15 protein-coding genes are annotated in these 21,205 nt (G+C 60.0%); 11 read left to right on the top strand and 4 right to left on the bottom strand.

The window, feature by feature from the left end; all coding sequences use genetic code 11:
• Positions 1-16: 16 nt before the first annotated feature.
• The 3 genes from H567_RS0100330 to asnS all read left to right on the top strand — a co-directional run bounded on the left by H567_RS0100330 (position 17) and on the right by asnS (position 3,491).
• Positions 17-781: an ATP-binding protein gene (locus H567_RS0100330; RefSeq protein ID WP_028319858.1), complete on the top strand. Its 765-nt coding sequence runs from the start codon at positions 17-19 to the stop codon at positions 779-781.
• A gap of 131 nt (positions 782-912) precedes the next feature.
• The gene (gene serC, locus H567_RS0100325; protein WP_028319857.1) at positions 913-1,995 is read left to right on the top strand and encodes a 3-phosphoserine/phosphohydroxythreonine transaminase; all 1,083 of its coding nucleotides are present in this window, start codon (positions 913-915) and stop codon (positions 1,993-1,995) included.
• 104 nt (positions 1,996-2,099) lie between these two features.
• On the top strand, positions 2,100-3,491 hold the full coding sequence (asnS, locus tag H567_RS0100320; RefSeq protein WP_051184338.1) for an asparagine--tRNA ligase: 1,392 nt from the start codon (positions 2,100-2,102) through the stop codon (positions 3,489-3,491).
• A 191-nt stretch (positions 3,492-3,682) separates the two neighbouring features.
• Here asnS and H567_RS0100315 read toward each other — a convergent pair whose 3' ends face one another.
• The gene (locus H567_RS0100315) at positions 3,683-5,104 is read right to left on the bottom strand and encodes a putative porin (protein ID WP_161626533.1); all 1,422 of its coding nucleotides are present in this window, start codon (positions 5,102-5,104) and stop codon (positions 3,683-3,685) included.
• Between the two features lie 295 nt (positions 5,105-5,399).
• Here H567_RS0100315 and H567_RS0100310 point away from each other — a divergent pair, with 295 nt between their 5' ends.
• Together H567_RS0100310 and H567_RS22240 are read left to right on the top strand one after the other, a co-directional pair.
• Entirely contained in the window at positions 5,400-6,002 is a 603-nt protein-coding gene (locus H567_RS0100310; protein ID WP_028319854.1) for a DUF3786 domain-containing protein, read from the top strand.
• Positions 6,003-6,058: 56 nt separating this feature from the next.
• Positions 6,059-6,808: a WbqC family protein gene (locus H567_RS22240; RefSeq protein ID WP_153305996.1), complete on the top strand. Its 750-nt coding sequence runs from the start codon at positions 6,059-6,061 to the stop codon at positions 6,806-6,808.
• A gap of 20 nt (positions 6,809-6,828) precedes the next feature.
• On the opposite strand, the gene H567_RS0100300 is transcribed toward H567_RS22240, so the two are convergent.
• Together H567_RS0100300 and H567_RS0100295 are read right to left on the bottom strand one after the other, a co-directional pair.
• Positions 6,829-8,145, bottom strand: coding sequence for an ATP-dependent 6-phosphofructokinase (locus tag H567_RS0100300; RefSeq protein WP_051184335.1), 1,317 nt, complete (start codon positions 8,143-8,145; stop codon positions 6,829-6,831).
• A 48-nt stretch (positions 8,146-8,193) separates the two neighbouring features.
• Positions 8,194-9,369: a homocysteine biosynthesis protein gene (locus H567_RS0100295; protein WP_028319852.1), complete on the bottom strand. Its 1,176-nt coding sequence runs from the start codon at positions 9,367-9,369 to the stop codon at positions 8,194-8,196.
• Between the two features lie 425 nt (positions 9,370-9,794).
• On the opposite strand from H567_RS0100295, the gene H567_RS0100290 reads away from it, so the two are divergent.
• Positions 9,795-12,713: an insulinase family protein gene (locus H567_RS0100290; protein ID WP_028319851.1), complete on the top strand. Its 2,919-nt coding sequence runs from the start codon at positions 9,795-9,797 to the stop codon at positions 12,711-12,713.
• Positions 12,714-12,763: 50 nt separating this feature from the next.
• On the opposite strand, the gene H567_RS0100285 is transcribed toward H567_RS0100290, so the two are convergent.
• Positions 12,764-14,041 carry an MFS transporter gene (locus tag H567_RS0100285; RefSeq protein WP_028319850.1) on the bottom strand — a complete coding sequence of 426 codons (1,278 nt, stop codon included), beginning with the start codon at positions 14,039-14,041 and terminating at the stop codon, positions 12,764-12,766.
• A gap of 396 nt (positions 14,042-14,437) precedes the next feature.
• Between H567_RS0100285 and H567_RS0100280 the strand changes: the two genes are divergently transcribed.
• From H567_RS0100280 to H567_RS0100260, 5 genes are all read left to right on the top strand, one after another.
• Positions 14,438-16,336 carry an ASKHA domain-containing protein gene (locus H567_RS0100280; protein ID WP_028319849.1) on the top strand — a complete coding sequence of 633 codons (1,899 nt, stop codon included), beginning with the start codon at positions 14,438-14,440 and terminating at the stop codon, positions 16,334-16,336.
• Between the two features lie 159 nt (positions 16,337-16,495).
• Positions 16,496-17,464 carry a dipeptidase gene (locus H567_RS22235; protein WP_051184334.1) on the top strand — a complete coding sequence of 323 codons (969 nt, stop codon included), beginning with the start codon at positions 16,496-16,498 and terminating at the stop codon, positions 17,462-17,464.
• An 82-nt stretch (positions 17,465-17,546) separates the two neighbouring features.
• Positions 17,547-18,536 carry a tRNA dihydrouridine synthase DusB gene (dusB, locus tag H567_RS0100270; protein ID WP_353743092.1) on the top strand — a complete coding sequence of 330 codons (990 nt, stop codon included), beginning with the start codon at positions 17,547-17,549 and terminating at the stop codon, positions 18,534-18,536.
• The gene (ispH, locus tag H567_RS0100265; protein ID WP_028319847.1) at positions 18,533-20,269 is read left to right on the top strand and encodes a 4-hydroxy-3-methylbut-2-enyl diphosphate reductase; all 1,737 of its coding nucleotides are present in this window, start codon (positions 18,533-18,535) and stop codon (positions 20,267-20,269) included. The genes dusB and ispH overlap by 4 nt, the downstream gene beginning before the upstream one ends.
• Positions 20,266-21,114, top strand: coding sequence for a glycosyltransferase family 2 protein (locus H567_RS0100260; RefSeq protein WP_028319846.1), 849 nt, complete (start codon positions 20,266-20,268; stop codon positions 21,112-21,114). The genes ispH and H567_RS0100260 overlap by 4 nt, the downstream gene beginning before the upstream one ends.
• Positions 21,115-21,205 lie beyond the last annotated feature (91 nt).

Here is a 21,205-nt window from a genome sequence, read left to right as displayed (position 1 = left end):
GCCCAAGGAGGCAACCATGAAACTGGCCGTCAGTGGAAAAGGCGGGGTGGGAAAAACCACATTCGCCGCGTTTCTGATCCGTGCCCTCGCCGATCAAGGCAAACGGGTCCTGGCCATCGATGCAGACCCGGACGCGAACCTCGCCCAGGCGCTGGGTGTCAAGAACAGCGAAGACATCGTCCCCATATCCAACATGAAAGAATTGATCGAAGAGCGGACCGAGGCCAAGGTCGGCACGATGGGCTCCTTTTTCAAGCTGAACCCCAAAGTGGACGACCTTCCGGAAAGGCTCTCCGTAGAGGTCGACGGGGTCAAGGTCATGGTCATGGGCGGGGTCAAAAAGGGCGGCGCGGGCTGCATCTGCCCAGAGAGCACGCTCTTGAAGAACCTGGTGCGCCACATCGTTCTCTCGCGCGACGAGGCCGTCGTTCTCGACATGGAGGCTGGCCTGGAGCACCTGGGACGGGGTACCGCCATGTCGGTCGACCGGCTGATCGTCGTCGTTGAGCCGGGCCGGCGCAGCATCGAAACGGCCCACCAGATACGCGCCCTTGCAGCGGATGTCGGGATCAAGAAACTGAGCTTCGTCGGCAACAAGATCCGCTCCCCCGAGGATCGGGAATTCCTGCTGACGCAGATGCCCGATTTCGACTTTCTTGGCTTCATCCCTTACGGAAAAGGAATCATCGAGGCGGATCTCGAAGGAAGACCGCCTTACGAAAAGGACAGCGAAACCATGACCCTCGTCAAGGACATGCTGAAAAAGCTGCAGAAGAACTGAGTGGATCCCGGGGCCCCTGCCGGTAAAGGCAGGGGCCCTCGAGAAAGGTGCGCGGAACCGATTCGGATCGGTGAAGGGTGAAGAAAAGACCATTTCCGGATGGACCATATTCTTTTACAAGGAGAAAAATCATGACGAAACGCATCCACAATTTCAACGCCGGCCCGGCGGCCCTTCCCCTGCCGGTCCTCGAGGAAATGCAGCAGGAACTGTTGGACTTCAAAGGATCAGGCATGTCGATCCTGGAGGTCAGCCACCGCAGCAAGTGGTTCGACGAGGTCATCAACGACGCCGTGGCGAGAACAAGGCGGCTTCTCAATCTCGGGGATGATTTCGAGGTCGTTTTCATCCAGGGGGGCGCGAGCCTTCAGTTCTGCATGATCCCCATGAACCTGGCCGTGGACGGCCAGCCGGTCGACTACATCAACACCGGGACCTGGTCCACCAAGGCCATCAAGGAAGCCAAGACGCTGAAGAAACAGGTCCATGTGATCGCCTCTTCGGAGGACAGAGATTTCTGCTACATCCCGAAGGCCTTCGACATAGACGAGGGAGCCGCCTACCTGCATTTCACCTCCAACAACACCATCAAAGGGACGCAGTGGGCGCAATTCCCGAACCCTCGCACCGTACCCCTCGTATGCGACATGTCTTCGGATTTCATGAGCCGTCCGTTCGACCCCCAACCGTTCGGCCTCATCTATGCCGGCGCCCAGAAGAATATCGGCCCGGCCGGGACGGCGCTGGCGATCATCCGCAAAGACATGCTCGAGCGCGTCCCCGCCGATCTCCCGGCGATGCTGAAATACACGACGTTCACGGAGAAGAACTCCATGTACAACACGCCGGCCTGCGTCGTGATCTATGTCATCGACCTCGTTCTCAAATGGCTGGAAGACACCGTCGGGGGGCTTGCCAACATGGAACTCCTCAACCGTGAAAAGGGTAAGACGATCTACGATCTGCTCGATCGGTCCGATTTCTACCGCGGCACGGCCGACAAGGACAGCCGTTCCCTCATGAACGTCACGTTCCGCCTGCCCAGCGAAGAGCTCGAAAAGCGCTTCATCGCCGATGCGCAGACGGCCGGCCTGGGAGGGCTCAAGGGGCACCGCTCCGTTGGCGGCTGCCGCGCCTCCATTTACAATGCCACCGGTCTGGATGCCGTCAAGGCCCTGGTGGAATTCATGCGGGAATTCGAGCGCAAGGCATAGCCGTTCGCACCTGCTTCGACCTCCGGTACGGGAAGGGACGCCGCTGAAAGGCCCTTCCCGCCGGGAGTGATATGGACCGAACACGCTGCACTCAGGGGGAACCATTGGCAAGGACACGGATCAAAGACATATTGTCCGGCGGAACGACCGGGGCCCGCTATAAGGTTTGCGGATGGGTCCGGACCAGGAGGGATTCGAAGGGCGGTTTCTCGTTCATCGAGCTCAATGACGGATCCTGCATGGAAAATCTCCAGCTCATCGCCGATGCGCAGACGGCCGATTACGAAGGCACGGTGCTGAGGCTCCAGCCCGGCTGCTCTCTCGAAGTCGAGGGTCTGCTCCAGGCCTCTCCGGGGAAAGGGCAGCGGGTCGAACTGAAGGTCGAGGCCCTGCGCGTCTTCGGCTGGGCCGACCCGGAACACTATCCCCTGCAGAAAAAGCGCCATTCCTTCGAATTCCTGCGAACCATCGCCCACCTGCGGCCGCGTACCAACACCTTCGGGGCCGTGGCGCGGGTCCGCAACGCCGTCAGCCACGCCATCCACACCTTTTTTCAGGAGCGGGGCTTCCTGTATGTCCACACCCCCATCATCACCGGCAGCGACTGCGAAGGGGCCGGTGATCTTTTTCACATCACCACCTTCGACCTCGGCGCCGTCCCCATCGAGGAGGGCCGGGTGGATTTTTCGGAGGACTTTTTCGGTCAGCCTGCCAACCTGACGGTATCCGGCCAACTGGAAGCGGAGATCTATGCCCTGGCCCTGGGAGACGTCTACACCTTCGGCCCCACCTTTCGCGCGGAAAACTCGAACACCTCCCGCCACCTGGCCGAATTCTGGATGGTCGAGCCCGAGATGGCCTTTTGTGAACTCGAAGGCGACATGGACCTTGCCGTCGAGTTCCTCCAGTATCTCTTTCGCCACGTTTTGGATCATTGCCGGGGCGATCTCGAGTTTTTCAACCGCTTCATCGATCAGAGCGTCATCGGCACCCTCGAAACCCTCGCCACCCAGGATTTCGAGCGGCTGTCCTACACCGAGGCGATCGAGATCCTGTCGAAGAGCGGTGAGGAATTTGAATTTCCCGTCGCGTGGGGGACGGACCTCCAATCGGAACACGAGCGCTACCTTTGCGAGAAAACCTTCAAGAAACCGGTCATCCTCACCGATTATCCGAAAACGATCAAACCGTTCTACATGAAACTGAACCCGGACGGAAAAACCGTCCGGGCCATGGATGTCCTCGTTCCCAAGATCGGCGAGATCATCGGCGGCAGTCAGCGCGAGGACGACTACGATACCCTCCTTCAGCGAATCGAAGAGAGCGGTCTCCACGTCGATGACTACTGGTGGTACCTGGATCTGCGCCGCTTCGGCAGCACCCCCCACGCCGGCTTCGGTCTCGGTCTGGAGAGGCTGGTCCAGTTCATCACCGGGATGGGCAACATCCGCGACGTCATCCCCTTCCCGAGGACTCCGGGAAACCTCAACTTCTGAGTCATGGCCGGCCCGCCCCGCCACCTGAGCCTCGGGACGCCTAGCCCCAGCGCCACCGGGCGGGTCCCGGCTTGGCCAGGATCACGGAAATCAAGCACTTGCGCGAAGGCGCACGAATCGTGCGCCGCACGAGCAACCGCGCAGATTGACGCAGAGATTGGGCAGAAAGACCCTTTCCGGTCGGAAACCCGCTAGAAGTCGAAGATCAAGTCCACCTGCACTCTGTCTTCGTGCATACGCTCCTTGTTCTTGTTGAACGTGATGTCGCTCGGGTCCCAGTCCTTGACCGGGTCGGTGTAAAAATACGCCATATCGAAGCGGACATGATTCAAGGGGCGGAACATCACTTTGACCTTGTGCCCTTTTCGGTTCGCCCCATAAAAATCCTGATCGTTCATGGAGCCTATCAGCGCGTTCCGCTCGATCCGCGCATATTTGTAAGTGACCGCCCACTCTCCCTTCTTCTTGGCCTTGCCCACCTGGAAACCCGCATAGTAGGCGGAATCCTCATCACTGGGAACCCGGTCGGCCACATTGACGATGTAGTCCCCCAGGAGCTGAACCGGCAGGGATTTCACCGTGAAATCGACGGTCGTATAGGCCTCCCACAGGTTGAAGTCATAGGCATACTGGAGCATTCCCTTGTCGTCCAGCACGAAGGTATTACCGCCGCCGCCCGCATAATCCGCGGTGTGCAGGTATTTGGAATTCTGGAGGTTGGACCAGTCGTAATAGCTGCCCGCCATGGTCCATTTCACGGCGCCCGCCTCCCACACATAGCCGGCCTGGTAGATGTAGAGCATCGCGTCGTCGCTCTCGTTCTTGACCTCGTTCACCACCATCTGCCCGAACTGAACGAACGGGGTGAAATGCTTGAGGCCCGCATACCGATAACGTTCATAGAATCCCTCCGGGTTCACATCCGGGTCCCACATGATGTCGGTGTGCAGAAAGGTGTTCTTGAATTTTCCGCCTGTCAGCTCGAGGCCCGGCAGCCATTTGGGCTCGTAAGTGGCGTAGGCTCGATGAAGGTAGATCCCCTTGTCGTTGAAGTCGTCGGTGAAACTCTGATTGGTCGTCGTCGCCTCCCGGTTTGCGTCCTGGTTGGTGCAGATCATGAAGTGCGTGGAAACCTCTTCGGTGATATCCCCATCGAAAAACAGGCGCGCCCTCAGTCGAAACCGGTCGCGATTCGGCAGATCCTTCACGGAGCCGTCCGGTTGGGTCTCGCCCCGGCCGTAGATGCCTTCGTAGCGGAGACGCAGATCCCCGGAAACCTTCATGGTCCTGATCCATCGCGGGATAGAGTCTTTCCAGCTGCTCTCCTGCTTGTCGACCTCGGTCGCCACGGCCTCTTGAACCTCCGCCTTGCGGGTCTCTTCGACCCGGGTCTGCGTCTCTTCGACGCGCGTAATCGCCCCGCGCTGATTTTCGACCTCCCGCCGCAGCCGCTCGATTTCCTGCTGCTGCTGTTCTATCAACTTGGTCAAGGCGTCGAGGCGCTCGAGCAGCTCCTCCTGGCCCACCTCACCGGCCGCGCCCGCATGCGTCCCCATCCATCCGACGAAGATCAGCGCGGTCCATACCACGAAACAACTCCATCGTCTTGCCATCGATACCATCCTCCCTCTTGCATTTTTTCCGTCCCCATGAAAGGGTTCCCCTGCGGAAACGCGGCCACGCGGGCTCGCCCTGTCAAATGTTCCGCACACCTAAAACGGACGAAGACCCTTTTGTCAACCTTTTCCTCCAAAGCAAAGGAGGTGCCATCTCTGTGCCGGGGATGAAAAGAGGTCTAAGGGGTTTGAATCCAAATCGAAAGCGGTGTATAGAGGAGGCAGGGGACAGGCCGCGACTGCACTGCTGATGTTGACCTTTTTTACAGGGTGTAAAACGGGAGCGTGTCCGATGAGTTCTTATAAATCGATGATGCGAGAAAACCTGAAACAGGCGTTCCTGCGGCCGGCTGCGGATCTTGCCGCCTCTATGGCTGCACGGATGGAAAACGACGGGTCGCTTTCTTTCGAGGCGTTCGGGGAACCCTGCCGGGTGACGCGGCAGGGCATCACCCTCGGCGGACGGGAACCTGAAGACCCCAGGGATCTCCTCATCTCCCTTTACGCGCTCCACGCCACAAATGGGGCGCCATCGATCCACCCGCTGCGCGCCTTCAAGGATCTTCCGGGCAGCATGCCTTATCAGCAGGCCTTCCGGACCCACACCGAAATGATCCTTTTGCCTTTTGTTTCCGCCATCCAAAAACGTCAAGCGGAAATCACCGCCCGTTTCCACGGAGAGACCTGCACGGGAACGGGAGGCGATTTCGCCTTCCTGCTGCAGCCGCTGCCCAAGATCTTGCTCGGCTATATCTTTTACCTCCAGGACGAGGACTTCCCGGCGTCTGCCACCTGTCTTTTTTCATCCAACGCGACAGATTTCATGCCGCTGGACGGGTTGGCGGATGTGGCGGAATACACATCGAGGGGAATCCTGGACCTCCTGCGGGCGTGAAATCGATAACGCATCGAAACATCAGGAGAAAACCATCTAGAAACGTGGATCAGGCCATGATCGTCTCGACAGTCCAACCCTACTTCGCCCCTCACGCGGCCTTCTTCGCCAAGGCCGTCCGTTCCGACGTCATGGTATTCATGGATGACGTTCAATTCCCGCAGCGAAGCACCTGGCTCACGCGCAACCGCTTCAAGAACGATCAGGGCGTGGTCTGGCTCTCGGTGCCGGTGTGGAAAAAGGGGCTGGGTCTGCAGAAGATCCGCGAGGTGCGTCTGTGCAACGAGGGGCGGTGGCGCCGCAAACACCTGACCACTTTGCGGGCGGCTTACGGCCGGGCGCCTTATTTCGAGGAGCACAAAGCGTTTCTGGAGAGATTATACGGAAAAAACCATGAATTCCTTTTGGACATGAATCTCGAACTGCTACGCTATCTTGCGCAATGCCTGGGAATCGACACCCGCATGCCCCTGCTCTCGGAGCTGAACATCGATGCCGTAGAACCGCATCTTTCGGTAGCCGTTGCCCAGGCCCTGGGCGCCACCACCTTCCTTGCCCAGAAAGGCGCTCTCAAATATCTCGATCGTTCGCTCTTCGAGGAAGCAGGCATCGGACTGGCGCCGATCCGCATCAGGCCTCCCGTGTACCCGCAGCTCTGGGGGCCTTTCCTGTCCAACCTCTCCGTCCTTGATTTGCTTTTCAACTGCGGACCTGCAGCGGCGCGGATCATCCGAATGCCCGCCGGAGGCGGGCGCGCCGGCCGGCAATCGGCTCGCACGGGCTTACAGCCGTCTGGAAACGCATAACCGCAGGGAGAAGGATCACGTCACACCCTTCCGATGCGCTGGCCGGTCGATTCGAGCACGCTGCTCCAGAAGCGACCCCTGGGATCGATCTGTTTGGTCCGGGAAACGGCCAGAGGGATGGGCACGTGGGTATATTCCCCGTTCCAGTAGCCGACGACCATGTTGGTGCGGCCCGTCATGCCGGCGTGGACGGCATTGTGCCCCAAGAGCAGGCAGAAGACGGAGTCATGCGCATTGGCGGGCGTGCTCCGGATGGTGTAGCTTGGATCGATGTATTTCAGGGTGACTTCCATCCCTGCTCCCGCAAAATAGGCAAGGATCTTTTCCTTGAGGAAAAGACCGACATCGCCGAGCCGCCGGTTGCCGGAGGCATCCCTCTCACCGGTCCCACCCACAAGGTCCTGTCCCGCGCCTTCCGCAACCACGATAACGGCGTGCTGCCGCCGGATCAGGCGCTCTTGCAACGCCTTCAGAAAAGCGTCCAGACTGAACGGCGCTTCCGGAACCAGGCAAAAGTTCACCTCACTGTTCGCGAGGGTCGCGTTGGCGGCGATGAACCCGGCATCCCGGCCCATCAGGCGGACCAAACCGATCCCGTTCCGGGCGCCGAGCGCCTCGACATGGGCCGCGTAGATGGCGCGTCGCGATTCGGCGACAGCGGTCTCGAAGCCGAAGGATTGGTCCACATAGGCAATGTCATTGTCGATGGTCTTCGGGATAGCGACGATGCTGATCTTCAGACGACGGCGGGCGATCTCTTCCGAAAAGCCCCTCGCCGCCCTGAGGGTGCCGTCCCCGCCGATGGTGAAGAGGATTCCGATGTTCATCCGCTCAAGCGTGTCCACCATCTCGGAGATGTCTTGCGGCCCGCGCGAGGTCCCGAGGATCGTGCCGCCGCTCTGCTGGATCTCGGCGACCGTTCGCGGCGTCAACTCCATCGGTGTGTGGCGGTATCGAGGGATCAGGCCTTCGAAACCGTAGCGGAAGCCGAAGACACCCTGCACACCGTAGTGATGGGACAGGCTCAGGACCGTAGCGCGGATGACGTCGTTCAGTCCTGGGCAAATGCCGCCGCAGGTCACGATGCCGCACTTGAGTTTCGAAGGATCGAAATAGATCTCCCGGCGCGGTCCCGCCATTTCAAAACAGGGGGGATCGTTCAGCATGCCGGAGCGGCAGTCGTACGCCTTCAGGTTGGAATGAAACAGGATCCGTTCGTTGTCTTGTACGAACTGGATCTCCTTCATAGGAGAGGGGATGCGGCAGGGTCCGAGCGTTTCTATGCCCAGATCCAGGCTATCCGGGACTTCCACCGTCGCCTTGTCTTTCGTTGTCATCTTCGGGACCTGTTCTGCTCGTTCGAAACGGGCCCGTGCCGCCCTTCGTCAAAGAGAAGGACCGGGCAGGCCGGTCACCGGCTCCGTGAGCAGGAACTCGCCGCTCTCGATCCAACCCTTCAGGCTCTGAGCCACTTCGCGCGCGCGGATATAGGACGATAGCGGAACCGTGTGGATATCGATGCCGTTGAAACGGATGGAGCCGCTCTTCAACTCGGCGTAGCTGACCTGCCCGAGGCTCTTCGATTCGCCTTTCGGGTAATCGACCCCATAATCGATGATCTGGGTGAAAATATCGTCATCCGAAACGCCGCAGTGCCGTGCGATCTCCTCGTTCAGGATCGGGATGGGAACGCCCAGTCCGACCGCCAGCGAGCATCCATAGCCGAGGATGCTCACCCCGACCATCCAGCGGGGATTCATCGCCTTCATGTCTCCCATGACCATCAAGGTCCCTGCAGGGGTCAAGGGGGTTCCGTTCGAATGCCTCTTCGCGTTCGGATTGTGCTGGGTTCCCGGCCCGACGATATAGCCCTGGGCCCCGCCCAGAAAAATGCGCGTCCCCAGCCCCATCGTCTGGTACAGAGGGTCGTTGAAGAGGGGGCTCAGCTGTCCCGCCGTGGCGTAGTTTGCATTGCCGGCGTTGGGCTTGAGGACCCCCATGTAGGTGTAAATGGTCTTTCCGCTCAGATTGACGGCGCAGTTGTAGTTCTGATAGGCGTTTCTCGGGTTCAGCAGAACGGCATAAGGCAAATCCTCCAGGCTCACCCGTTTTTTGACCTCCCGATTGGGATAGCAGTCGGTCCCATAGGCCGTTACAACCAGGTTCACCTTCCTGCCCGCGATGAGGTCCTGGATCACATGACCGCCCCCGTACTTGAATTGCCCTGGATGCACACGGTTCAGCGGGTCGTCCCGGACCGGCTCCGTGGCCCCGATGAAGATGTCGACCGCCGCCAGTCCTGCATAGGCCGGCACGTCGTTCAGCCAAACCTGCGATGCCTTGGTGGCCGGCTTGGTATGGCCGAAATTGATCAGGGCGCCTGAAGAACACATGGTCGAAAAGGTCCCGGTCGTCACCACGTCCACTTCACGCGCTGCCTTCTGCACCCCTTCGCTTTTCACAATCTCGGTCATCTCGTCGGCCGTGACGACGACAACCTGGCCTTTCCTGATCTTTTCGTTGATCTCCTGAATGCTTCTCGTAAACCCTTTGGCCGCCATACCCGTCAACCTCCCCTGGTCTCCGTCCCGGAAATAAGACTCTTCACTCACCCAGACGCCGAACGGACAAACCCTATCCTTGCGCTTCGGCCGAACCGCCGCCTGCTTGCACGGGGCCGCCCCGGCCGTGGCGCCGAGCCGCACCAATCCCACAGGGAAGCGACCCGAGACTGGAGGGAGCGAAAGCCGAAACCGGCCGCTCAGGTCTCAAAACGCCAAGGCGCCCAACGCCCGTCTCCGGATGGACACCGCTCAAACTGGTGAAGCCGGTATCATAGGAGGTATCTTTTGTCCGTTCAAGCAAAAGTTGTATCCAGGTCGATGCGCAGGATGTTTCTCTTGACGCGGGACCTCCGGTCCGAGCATTCTGTATGTGGGCGCGCATCGGCCTTCGACGGGCGCCGACATCATTTCCGGAGGTTCTCATGTCCCCTGAATACGGCTTCGAACTCATCCATGAACGTGATATCCACGAGATTAAAACCCATGGGCGGATGTATGAACATACCCGGACCGGAGCCAAGCTTCTCTACCTCCTGAACGAGGACGAGAACAAGGTCTTCGGCATCACCTTCCGCACCCCCCCTGCCGACAGCACAGGCCTGCCCCACATCCTGGAGCATTCGGTCCTCTGCGGCTCTCGGAAGTATCCGCTGAAAGAGCCATTCGTGGAACTCCTGAAGGGTTCCCTGCAGACCTTTCTAAACGCCTTCACCTATCCCGACAGGACCTGCTACCCCGTTGCCAGCCAGAATCGGCAGGATTTTCTCAACTTGATCGATGTCTACCTCGATGCCGTACTCCATCCGAGGCTCACCGAAACGACTCTCAAGCAGGAAGGTTGGCATTTCGAGCTCGAGGAACCGGGTGCACCCCTGCAGTTCAAGGGTGTTGTCTTCAACGAGATGAAGGGCGCCTACAGCTCTCCGGACAATCTGCTGGGAACCTACACCCTGCAGGAACTCTTCCCCGGCAACCCTTACGCCTTCGATGCCGGCGGGGACCCGCGGGTGATTCCCCGCCTGACCTACGAGCATTTTCTGGCCTTTCACCACCGTTATTACCATCCTTCCAACGCCCGCATCTTCGTTTACGGAGACATGGCCCCCGAAGAGATGATGCCCGTGCTGCAAGGGTACCTGGAAGACTTCGACCGTCTTCCGGTCGAGTCGGCCATCCCGCTGCAACAGCCCTTTTCAGGGCCGAGGCAGGTCGTCCGCCCGATCGTGGCGGGAAAGGAGCCGGACTCCGCCTCCAAAGGCATGGTAACGATCAATTGGCTTCTCGGTGAAACCACCCAAAAAGAGCTTAACTTCGCCCTGCACATCCTCGAGTACATTTTGCTCGGGATGCCCGGGTCCCCGCTGCGAAGGGCTTTGATCGAATCGTCTCTCGGCGAAGACCTTGCGGGGGAGGGCCTTGGAACCGAACTCCGCCAGATCTATTTCGCGACAGGCCTGAAGGGAATCGACCCGGATCACACCAGCCGTCTGGAAGCCCTGGTGCTGGACACATTGAAGAGTTTGGCCCGAGGAGGGATCGACCCGTCGATGACGGAAGCGGCCCTCAATACGATCGAATTCCGTCTCCGTGAAAACAACAGCGGCCACTATCCCCGCGGCCTGCTGCTCATGCTGCGGTCCCTGACCACCTGGCTGTATGACGGGGATCCCTTCTCGCTTCTGGCCTTCGAGGAGCCTTTGGAGACCGTCAAATCGCTGGCCAAGGGAGAAAAGGGTTATTTCGAGGACCTGCTCACCGAGCATTTTATCGACAATCCGCACCGGGTGACCTTGACCCTCAAACCCGACCCGGAGCTGGGAGAGCGAAGGGAAAAAGCCGAAGCAGCCGAGCTCGAACGGTTTCAGCAAGGACTGGATCAACGCCAACTTCAGGAACTGGCCGACCAATCGAAGAGCCTCAAGACCGAGCAGACCCGGCCGGACCCTCCAGAGCATCTGGCCGCCATTCCCCGGCTGCGCCTCCAGGACCTCGATACGCAGAACAAGCTCATCCCCGCCACATCCCAGGACCTCGACGGCGTCCCGTTGCTCTGCCACGAACTGCCTACGAACGGCATCATTTACCTCGATCTCGGTTTCGACCTTCACGCGCTACCGCCCGATTCGCTTCCTTTGGTCCCGCTTTTCAGCCGTGCGCTGCTTGAAATGGGAACCAGCAAGGAAGACTTCGCCGCCCTCTCACGCCGGATCAGCGCACGGACCGGGGGCATCCGGCCGGAGCGCTTCCTCTCCGCGAAGAAAGACCGCCGGGAGGCTGCAGCCCGCCTCTTTCTGCGCGCCAAGGCCCTTCCGCACCAGATCCCGGAACTCGTCGCCATCCTCAAAGACATCCTGTTGGAACCGGCGCTCGAAAACCAGGAACGGTTCCGTCAGATGACCTTAGAGGAAAAGGCCCGGGCCGAGCATCACCTGATCCCCGCAGGCCACCAGGCGGTCGCCCTGCGCCTCAAGGCCCATTTCAGCGAGGCTCATCGAGCGGCTGAAAGCATGGGCGGCATCGGATATATCCTGTTTCTGCGTGCCCTGGCGCGCGATGTCCAGACTGACTGGCCGAAGGTCCTCGTACAACTGGAAAGAATCCGGCAGACGCTGATCAGCCGCCGGCTGCTTCAGCTCAATCTGACGGCCGAGGAAGGGTTGCTGGAGCAGGCGAAGGCCTCTCTCGGAGCATTGACGGCGGACATCCCCGACAGGGCGGTGGAGGAAGCCCCATGGAACTGGGAACGCCTTCCGTCGGCTGAAGGAATGACCGTGCCCTCTCAGGTCAACTACGTCGGCAAGGGCACGGATCTGTTCCAAACAGGCTACCGCTTCCACGGCTCCGCGCTGGTCATCGCCCGCTACCTGCGCAATGCCTGGCTCTGGAACCAGGTGAGGGTCCTCGGGGGTGCGTATGGGGCGTTTTGCAGCCTCGAGCGCTTTTCAGGCGCGCTGACCTTTGTGTCCTACAGGGACCCGAATATCGTCCCGACGCTGAAGGCCTTCGACGCAAGTGCCGATTTCCTGAAAAACAGAGCGCTTGCCGATGACGAACGCGAGAAGGCGATCATCGGGACCATCGGGGAGCTGGACAGCCATCTGCTCCCCGACGCGAAGGGATTCGTATCTCTGCTCCGGACTCTGACCGGAGATACCGACGCGTCGCGTCAACAGATGCGGGAGGAAATCCTGGGGACCGAGCAGCGGCACTTCCGGGAATTCGGTGACATCCTGGAGGCTCTTCGGGACTCGGCTTACATCAAGGTCCTGGGGGCTCGGGAGGCCGTCGACAAGGTCCGTTCCGAACTCCCCCCGAACCTCGATATCGTCCAGATCCTCTAAACCCGCGCGCAGGAGGCGGTCGCTCGTGGGCGCAGCGCTTTTTTGCCGGATCACTGCCGCGCCAAGGTTTCCCTGGTGAACAGGCTTGCCAAAAAGGCGATCACGCCGCAGACAAAAAGCACCAGGAATGCCTGACGGTAGGCGGCAAGGGTGAAAGCCCCTCCTACCCCCTGGCCCCCTTTTTCGAGGACGTATCCAAGGAGCGGCTGAAACACCGCTCCGCCGGCAAAGGGAAACAGATTCACCAGGCCTGTAGCCGTTCCGGCCATCTGGACAGGAAAAAGCTCTTTTGTCGTGATGAAACCGATCACCACGACGGCGCTCGAAAAAACGCCGAGCCCGAGGCAGACGGCATAAAGGCCGACAGTCGGGATCGAGGCGGTGGCGAAGGCGAGCACGGCGGTCAGTGCCACCAGGATGGTGCTCGACAGGATGAGCACCGGCTTGCGGCCCTTGAAGACCCGATTGGATGCGTAGCTCAACAGTGGACTGCCCAAGATCATGCCGATGGCGAGCATCGAGAGGATGCGGCCGGCCTCTCCCTTGCTCATCCCATAGACCTGAATGAGGTACGGCCCGCCCCAGAGCCCGCCGAAGGAAAAAAAGACCGCGCAATCGAAAAAGAACCAGACCGCCACCGGCCAGAAAAAGGGTTCCTTGACGACCTTCGCGACCCCCTGCATCAGACCGATCGCCTCCGGTTTCACTTTCGGGGCCCCCATCGGAGGCTCGAAGCCCATGTCCTGCGGCTTGTCGCGGACGAAGAACCAGACCAGAACCGCCAAAATGAGAGTCAGGACACCGACGGCCACAAAGGACATCCGCCAACCGATGAGGTTGCTGACCCAGGCCAGAGGGGCGGCCGCGATCAGGGAGCCCAACCCTCCCATCGCCATCAGGATCCCGGTCATTGTGGCGAATTCCTTCGTCTCGAACCATTCGGCCAGCACTTTCATGGTCGGGACGAACAGCATGGCTATGCCGAGCCCGACCAGTGTGCGCCCTATAATCGCAAGAAAGACAGAGGGAGCGAAACCCAGGATGAACGAGCCTGCGATGGCGACCAGGAAAAAAAGCGTAATCGTGTTTCGCGGTCCCCATGAATCGGAAAGGAGCCCCGCAGGCAGCTGCATCAGTGCATAGGGATAGAAATAGGCGGCGCCCAGAAGTCCTGTCAGGGCTCCGCCGGCATTCAGGTCGCGCATCATGTCCACTGCCACGACAGCCGGGCAGAGCCGATGAAAATAGACCAGTACATAGCCGAATGCCAGAATCCAGAAGATCAACCAACGGTACCTCAGAGCCCTTCCCAATGCGTCCGACACCATCCCATCTCCTCCTTGGAAACGATTTGGGGTTTACGATACGAGTCCTACCCGGGTACGAAACGTCCGGAATCAACGGCTTCAAGCCCAGGGCCGGCTTATCTTGCGGATGCGGGTTGCTTCACTGAACCGTTTACTGGCATAATATCGCTCGAGATGGGTGTCCATCCAGAAGCACCTGCCTCAGCTGCAGTTTTTCTCCAGGGGAGTGGTTCTCGACGGAGGATCGACGCACAGGATCACCTTGGAACCGTTGCAGCAAAAACCCCTTTCTAATACCAGGTAAATGCTGTATACCGCATAACTATATCTTATTTTGACCCATATGGGGAGATGAATTTCCCAAAGCCTGCCATCATGCATCCGGGTCATACCGACAACATAAGGGGGTCATAGATCATGACTGACTTTACCATAACATTTCAGCCCGACAATATCTCCATCAAGGTGGAAGAAGGTACGCTGATCGCGAAAGCGGCGCAGGACGCCGGGGTCTTTATCAACAATCTGTGCGGCGGTGAGGGGGTCTGCGGGCAATGCCGCGTCCAGATCACCGGCGGCAAGATCGATAGGGATGATCAAAGCAGGGCCTTTTTTTCAGAGGAAGAACTCGCCAAGGGGTACACCCTCGCCTGTCAGACGAAAGTGCACGATGACCTCGACGTGCTGATCCCTCCCGAATCCCGGATCGAGGGTGCGCAGATCATGACCGGAGAAAGCGACCGGTCTTCTGCCACGGGCGCTGCGGCATCCGAAGAGCAGCCTTCGGGGCCGTTGGTCCGCAAGGTCTACGTGGAGCTTCCGGAGCCCACCCTGGAAGACAACATGGCCGATGTCGAACGGCTTTTCCGCGGGATACGCAAGATCCTCGGCTGGCATCAATACGAAATCACGCTTCCGTGTCTCCGAAAATTGTCTGAAAAACTGCGTCAGAATGACTGGAAGGTGACCGTGAGCCTGGCGCGGGAGATCGAACGCTACCGCATCATCGACATCGAGCACGGAGATACCAGCATGGAGCCCTGCTACGGCCTGGCGGTGGATGTCGGCACCACCACTGTGGTCGCACAGTTGCTCGATCTCGGCAAGCAGCAGGTCCTCGATGTGGACGGCACCCACAACATGCAGGCATCCTACGGCGAGGACGTGATCTCGCGCATGATCTTCGCCTGCGGAAAAGGCGGGCTGGATCCCCTGCACGCCGCCGTCATCCGCAATATCAACCAGTTGATCCGCAACCTGACCAGCCGCAACGGGATCGCGCCCGAAGCCATCCGGGCCATCGTCGCCGCTGGAAACACGACAATGAGCCACTTTCTGCTCGGACTGAGCCCCTGCTCCATCCGGCTGGAACCCTACGTCCCCACGGCCTATATCTATCCTCAGATCTCGGCCCGGGAGGTCGGCCTCAACACCCATGAAAACGCCATCCTCGAGACCATTCCGAGTGTGGCTTCCTACGTCGGCGGGGATATCGTCGCAGGTGTGCTGGCCTCCGGCATAGCGGAGAGCGAGGCGGTCCGCGGTTTGATCGACATCGGAACCAACGGAGAGATCGCCATCGGGAACAAAGATTGGCTGGTTTGCTGCTCGGCATCGGCCGGCCCCGCCTTCGAGGGGGGCGGCACCCGTTGCGGCATGCGCGCCACCAAAGGCGCCATCGAAAAGGTCCAGATACTAAATGGCGCGGTTCAATATCAAACGATCGGAAACTTCGCCCCCCGCGGAATCTGCGGCTCGGGGTTGATCGACATCATCTACGAGCTGGTGAAGAACCGGATTATCACCCCGGATGGGAAGTTTCATCGGAAGCTGTCCGACCCACGGCTGACATTCGTCGACGACATCCCGCAGTACACCATCGCCGAGCGGGATGAAACCGAGACCGGGGACATCCTCGTGATCACCGAATCGGACATCGACAATCTGATGAAATCGAAAGGCGCGGTCTTCGCCGCGATCAAGGCGCTCATGGACTATATCGGGATGCCCTTCGACCAGCTCGAGAGCCTCTACGTCGCAGGGGGGTTCGGGAGCTTCTTGAACATCCCCAAGGCGGTCGCGATCGGTCTCCTGCCGGATATCGACCGGGAGAAGATCCAGTTCATCGGAAACAGCTCCCTGACCGGCGCCCGGATGTGTTTGTTGTCCGAAGCCGCGATGGAAAAATCCATGACCATCTCCCGGTCCATGACCAATATCGAGCTTTCGAACTATCAGCCGTTCATGGACGAGTACATTGCCTCTCTCTTTCTGCCGCACACGGACCGGAGGCTTTTTCCGAGTGTCGACTATTGAAATCACCGCCGTGGACGGATCATCAACCTTTCCTTCGTTTCCTTACGGAATACCTGTCCTCTGCCGGACCGGTCACCCATCCCGAAACGAAGAATTTTCTTCATTTAAGACGACTGGTCATATCCGTCACCTCGGGACGGCGCAGGGAGGGTCTGATTCTTGATTCAAAAAGGCCTCCGGGTCGACGGCCACACTGACTGGCCCTATTACATGATGCGGGAAGGCTGCGGCCTTCCGTTCGCCTGTCTCTCCGAAGGCCCTTTCACAGTCCAGCGGGCCGCCGAAGGGGGTGTCCGCCTCTTCGGCACCGCGCTTTATTGCGAGGATGCATTCAACGGCCCAGGCTCAGCCGGGGTGCATCTGGACCATCTCCTCGCCTTGACGCTCGAAAGGCTGCAGGGATTAAGCATCCTCAAAGCCCGCAAAGATCTCGAGGCCCTGCAAACGGCCGAAGGCGTGCTGGGAACGTTTCTTATTCTGGAAAACGCGGACGCCCTTGCCGATGATCCGGCCCGCCTGACTCGTCTCCGGTACAATGGCGTGCTTCTGGTCGGATTGACGCATGCCGGATCGAACCGCCTGGCCCAGGGAAACGGCATCGAAACCGCTTCGGGGTTGACGGGTGTCGGACACGGGGTTCTCGACGAGATCAAACGCCTGGGCCTCGCCGTAGATGTCGCGCATTTGCATCCGCGTTGCTTCTGGGAGCTCGTCGGGTCTTTCGATGGACCGTTGGTCGACTCCCATACCGGCATCAGGGACCTCTGCCCTCTCAGAAGAAATCTCGACCTGGACCAGGCCCGGGAGATCATGATCCGGGGCGGTGTGGTCGGCGTGACCTTCAACCCGGAAATGCTCACCGCTTCACGACCCTGTGGATTGGAAGACATCTTCAGGCATGTGGACCTGCTGGTGCAGACCTTCGGGCCCGACGGAGTCGCCCTGGGATCCGATTTTTTTGGTTTCGACAATTTCTGTCAAGGAATGGAACATATCGGGCACTTGGAGCGCCTGGCCCGGATAATGGCCTCCCATGGCTACACTGCCACGGAGGTTGAACAGATCATGGGCGGAAATTGGGTGCGTTTCCTGCGGGAACTCCTCACCCGGCCAGAGGCCTGCGCCTGAAGGACATCTTGGTTAAACGAATATGACGCCAGTGCTACAAACCCATTTGCAGCAGGCACAGGGACTGCAGCGGACAGGCATCGTGAAAGGGTTCCGACTCGGGTCCCTTTTGCTTGAGTCTTGCGTTGTCATGGCCCCCCTCGCCGGCATCAGCGACCTCGCCTTCCGTATCCTCGCCCGGCGCCACGGCGCGGCGATGGTGACTTCAGAGATGGTAAGCGCCCATGGGCTGATCCAGGGGCAGAAAAAGACCTTCTCCTACATGAGAACCCTCGATGAAGAAGCTCCTTTGGCCGTTCAGATCTTCGGGGCCGACCCTGCCGTTATGGAAGAAGCCGCCCGGATCGCGGTCGGGTCAGGAGCGGCCGTCCTGGATATCAACGCCGGCTGCCCGGTCCGGAAGGTCGTCAAAACCGGAGCGGGGGGAGCGCTGTTGAAGGAACCTGCGCTCTTCGAACGGATTCTTGCGCGTGTTCGGCGGTGCTGCCCGGTGCCGCTCACGGTGAAGATGCGTACAGGTTGGTCGCACCGCTCCCGTGAGGTGCTCGACCTTGCCCGCATCGCCGAGGGATGCGGCGTCGACGCCGTGACGGTGCACGGTCGATCGGTTTCGCAAGGCTTTTGCGGGAATGCGGATTGGGATGTCATCGGAGAAGTCAAGGCCCGCCTTCACATCCCGGTCATCGGCAACGGAGACATCACGGAGCCGATTCACGCCATCGCCATGATGGAAAAAACCGGCTGCGATGGGGTCATGATCGGACGCGCGGCCATTGGAAACCCATGGATTTTCGGACAGGTGCGCGCACTCGGCGCCGGGCTCGCCGCGACCGCTCCGGGCCTCGATGAGCGCCGGGAGGCGATTTTGACGCACTTTGAACTCCTCAGCAAACTTGAAGGGGGCACCCGCGCGGCCCGCCGCATGCGGGGGCTGCTTCTCTGGTATACAAAAAGCCTGCCGTTCAGCAGCCGCTTCCGGGGCGCCATCACCTCCATCACGGATACCTCGAGCCTGATGGACGCCCTGGACCTCTTCCTGGACAAGCTGACGGCGGCAGGAGCGGCGCATTGAAGGTCAAGCTTGCGAGAACAGCGGGTTTCTGCATGGGCGTCAGGCGCGCCATGGAGCTCGTCCTGACCGCAGCCAATCAGAAGGACGACCGGCCGCTTTACACCTACGGACCCCTGATCCACAACACCCAGGTTCTCGATCTCTTGAAAACCAAGTCCGTCACCGTTTTAAAAGATCTCGAGGGTCTCAGCGGCGGACGGATCGTCATCCGGGCCCACGGGATCCCGCCCGCAGAAAGGGCAAGGCTCAAAGAGACCGGGATGGAGATCCTGGACGCCACCTGCCCGAAGGTGGCGCGGGTTCAAAGTCTTATACGCCTGCATACCCGCAAGGGGCATGAATGCATCATCGTCGGTGATTCGGACCACGCCGAAGTCATCGGCTTGATGGGCTACAGCGTCACGCCTCCTTGGGTCATCCAGGTGGCCTCCCAGGTTGCCGAGCTTCCCGACCTCCAAAAACCTTTCGTCGTCGCGCAGACCACTCAGAACGACGCGGTTTTCGGTGATGTGGTGGCCGCCCTGAAAGCGAGGTTTCCGAATCTGCTCGTCTTCGACACGATCTGCAACGCGACCCACCTCCGCCAGAAGGAGGTGCGCTCCTTCAAAGACCAGGTGGATGCCATGGTCGTCGTCGGGGGGTATCACAGCGGGAACACCCAGCGGCTAGCCGAGGTGGCCCGTGAATCAGGCCTGAAGACCTTTCATGTGGAAACCGAAAAAGACCTCGATCTCAAGGCGCTCGAACCGATGAGCTGCATCGGCGTCACCGCAGGCGCTTCAACCCCTAACTGGATGATACAGAATGTCGTGCGGACCATCGAGAGGGTGCGCGGGCAAGGCGAGTCCAGCCTCCTGAATGGGTGCCGCAAGGTCTTCGAATCCCTCGTCCTCGCCAGCGGCCTCGTTGCCGGCGGGGCGTTTTGCTTCGCCTACGCGGCAGGTTTCCTGGCGGGTCCACCCCCGGAGATCGTTTTCCCATTCATCGCCATGCTGTATCTCTATGCCGTGCACGGACTGAATCGCATCGTCGACAAGGGCGCCGGCGTCTACAACGATCCAGAGGGGGCCGAGTTTTTGACCACACACCGAGGGGTGCTCCTCGGCAGCGGGGTCGCCGCCGCTGCCGCCGCGCTCCTGCTGGCCCTCACACGGGGCCTCCCGACGTTTCTGGCCCTGGCGGCGTTTATCGTCATCGGCCTCATCTACAGCCTACCGATCTTTCCCGACCGGCTTCGGAGCAGGCGGACCTATTTCCGGATCAAGGATATCCCCGGTTCGCGCAGCCTAGCCGACGCCTTCGCACGGGTGGCAGTGATCAACATCCTGCCGCTTTTTTCGACCGATCCGGGCCCATACTCGGCGGTTGCAGTGTCCATGGTCTTCGTCCTGCTGCTGAGCTACGGCAGGTCCGGGCTCTTCGATCTGCTTCATCTGCAGGGAGACCTGATCGTCGGGAAGGAAACCCTGCCCCTGACCATCGGTCAAAAGCAGGCGACCCTCCTGCTGCGGGTCGTGCTCGGCTTTCTGGGTGTTTTTCTTGTGGTCAGTGCCATCGCTGGCTGGGCGGGTGCCTTCGCCTTCTGGATGCTGATCCCCGTCGGCGGAATGATTTTGTGCCTCGCAGCTTTCGAAAAACGCTGGATCCGCTCGGCTCTGATCATGGAGGCCCTGGTCGAAAGCAACTTCTTTCTTGCCGGGATCATCGCCTTCTGCGCCTATCTCTTCCGATGATGGTCCTGAGTGTCATCATCCCTACCTACAACCGGGCGGCGGTCCTGGAGCGGGCTGTTGCATCGGTGCTCGGCCAGAAAACCGATCACCCCGTTGAACTGCTCGTTGTGGACGACGGCTCATCGGACGAAACCCCGAAACTTCTCGCGTCTTTCAGGCATCGCCTGACGCTCCTCACCCACCATCGGAACCGCGGCGTTTCAGCGGCACGCAACACGGGCATCCGGTATGCCAGAGGATCCTACATCGCATTCCTCGATTCCGATGACTGCTGGCTCCCGCAAAAACTGGCCGTCCAAGCGGCCTTCATGCTGCAAAGACCTTCTGAGCTCATCAGCCAGACGGATGAGATCTGGATCAGAAACGGACGCCGCGTCAATCCGAAAAAAAAGCATTTGAAGCCGGACGGGGATATCTTCAAGCCTTCCCTCGAGCGCTGCCTGGTAAGTCCATCTGCTGTTATGGTAAAACGGACATTGTTCGAACAGGTGGGATTTTTCGATGAAGGATTGCCGGCCTGCGAGGACTATGATCTCTGGCTCCGGATCAGTGCTCGCTGGCCGGTTCATTTCATACCGCAGAAGTTGACCGTGCGTTACGGCGGCCATCCCGACCAGCTCTCCGCCCGCTTTCGCGGCATGGACCGCTTCCGCATCGTGGCCCTTGCCAAGATCCTGCGAAGCGGGGTCCTCGACCCCGGCCGGAAGGCGGAGGCATGGACGGAAATGGCCAGAAAATGCACGATCTACGGGAACGGATGCCTCCGCCGCGGAAAGCGGGTCGAGGGGATCTTCTATTTGAACCTGCCAAAGGCTATGGCCGATGCAGCGGGCATTGCCCGATAGGGGGCTGCCCGTAGCCCCATACCTGTCTATCGGCGGCGCGGACCCAGCGCCTCCCCGCGCACGAAACGCCCGGTCTTGCGCAGGCCCGGGC

Origin of the sequence: Desulfatiglans anilini DSM 4660 (assembly GCF_000422285.1) — a bacterium.
Classification (GTDB): domain Bacteria; phylum Desulfobacterota; class DSM-4660; order Desulfatiglandales; family Desulfatiglandaceae; genus Desulfatiglans; species Desulfatiglans anilini.
This window is presented reverse-complemented; position numbering and strand designations above follow the sequence as displayed.

Coding starts and splice junctions, on each gene's coding strand:
- H567_RS0100315 (WP_161626533.1), bottom strand. CDS start 5,104: ATGGCAAGACGATGGAGTTGTTTCGTGGTATGGACCGCGCTGATCTTC.
- serC (WP_028319857.1), top strand. CDS start 913: ATGACGAAACGCATCCACAATTTCAACGCCGGCCCGGCGGCCCTTCCC.
- H567_RS0100300 (WP_051184335.1), bottom strand. CDS start 8,145: ATGACAACGAAAGACAAGGCGACGGTGGAAGTCCCGGATAGCCTGGAT.
- H567_RS0100330 (WP_028319858.1), top strand. CDS start 17: ATGAAACTGGCCGTCAGTGGAAAAGGCGGGGTGGGAAAAACCACATTC.
- H567_RS0100295 (WP_028319852.1), bottom strand. CDS start 9,369: ATGGCGGCCAAAGGGTTTACGAGAAGCATTCAGGAGATCAACGAAAAG.
- H567_RS0100260 (WP_028319846.1), top strand. CDS start 20,266: ATGATGGTCCTGAGTGTCATCATCCCTACCTACAACCGGGCGGCGGTC.
- H567_RS22240 (WP_153305996.1), top strand. CDS start 6,059: ATGATCGTCTCGACAGTCCAACCCTACTTCGCCCCTCACGCGGCCTTC.
- H567_RS0100285 (WP_028319850.1), bottom strand. CDS start 14,041: ATGGTGTCGGACGCATTGGGAAGGGCTCTGAGGTACCGTTGGTTGATC.
- H567_RS0100310 (WP_028319854.1), top strand. CDS start 5,400: ATGAGTTCTTATAAATCGATGATGCGAGAAAACCTGAAACAGGCGTTC.
- H567_RS0100290 (WP_028319851.1), top strand. CDS start 9,795: ATGTCCCCTGAATACGGCTTCGAACTCATCCATGAACGTGATATCCAC.
- H567_RS0100280 (WP_028319849.1), top strand. CDS start 14,438: ATGACTGACTTTACCATAACATTTCAGCCCGACAATATCTCCATCAAG.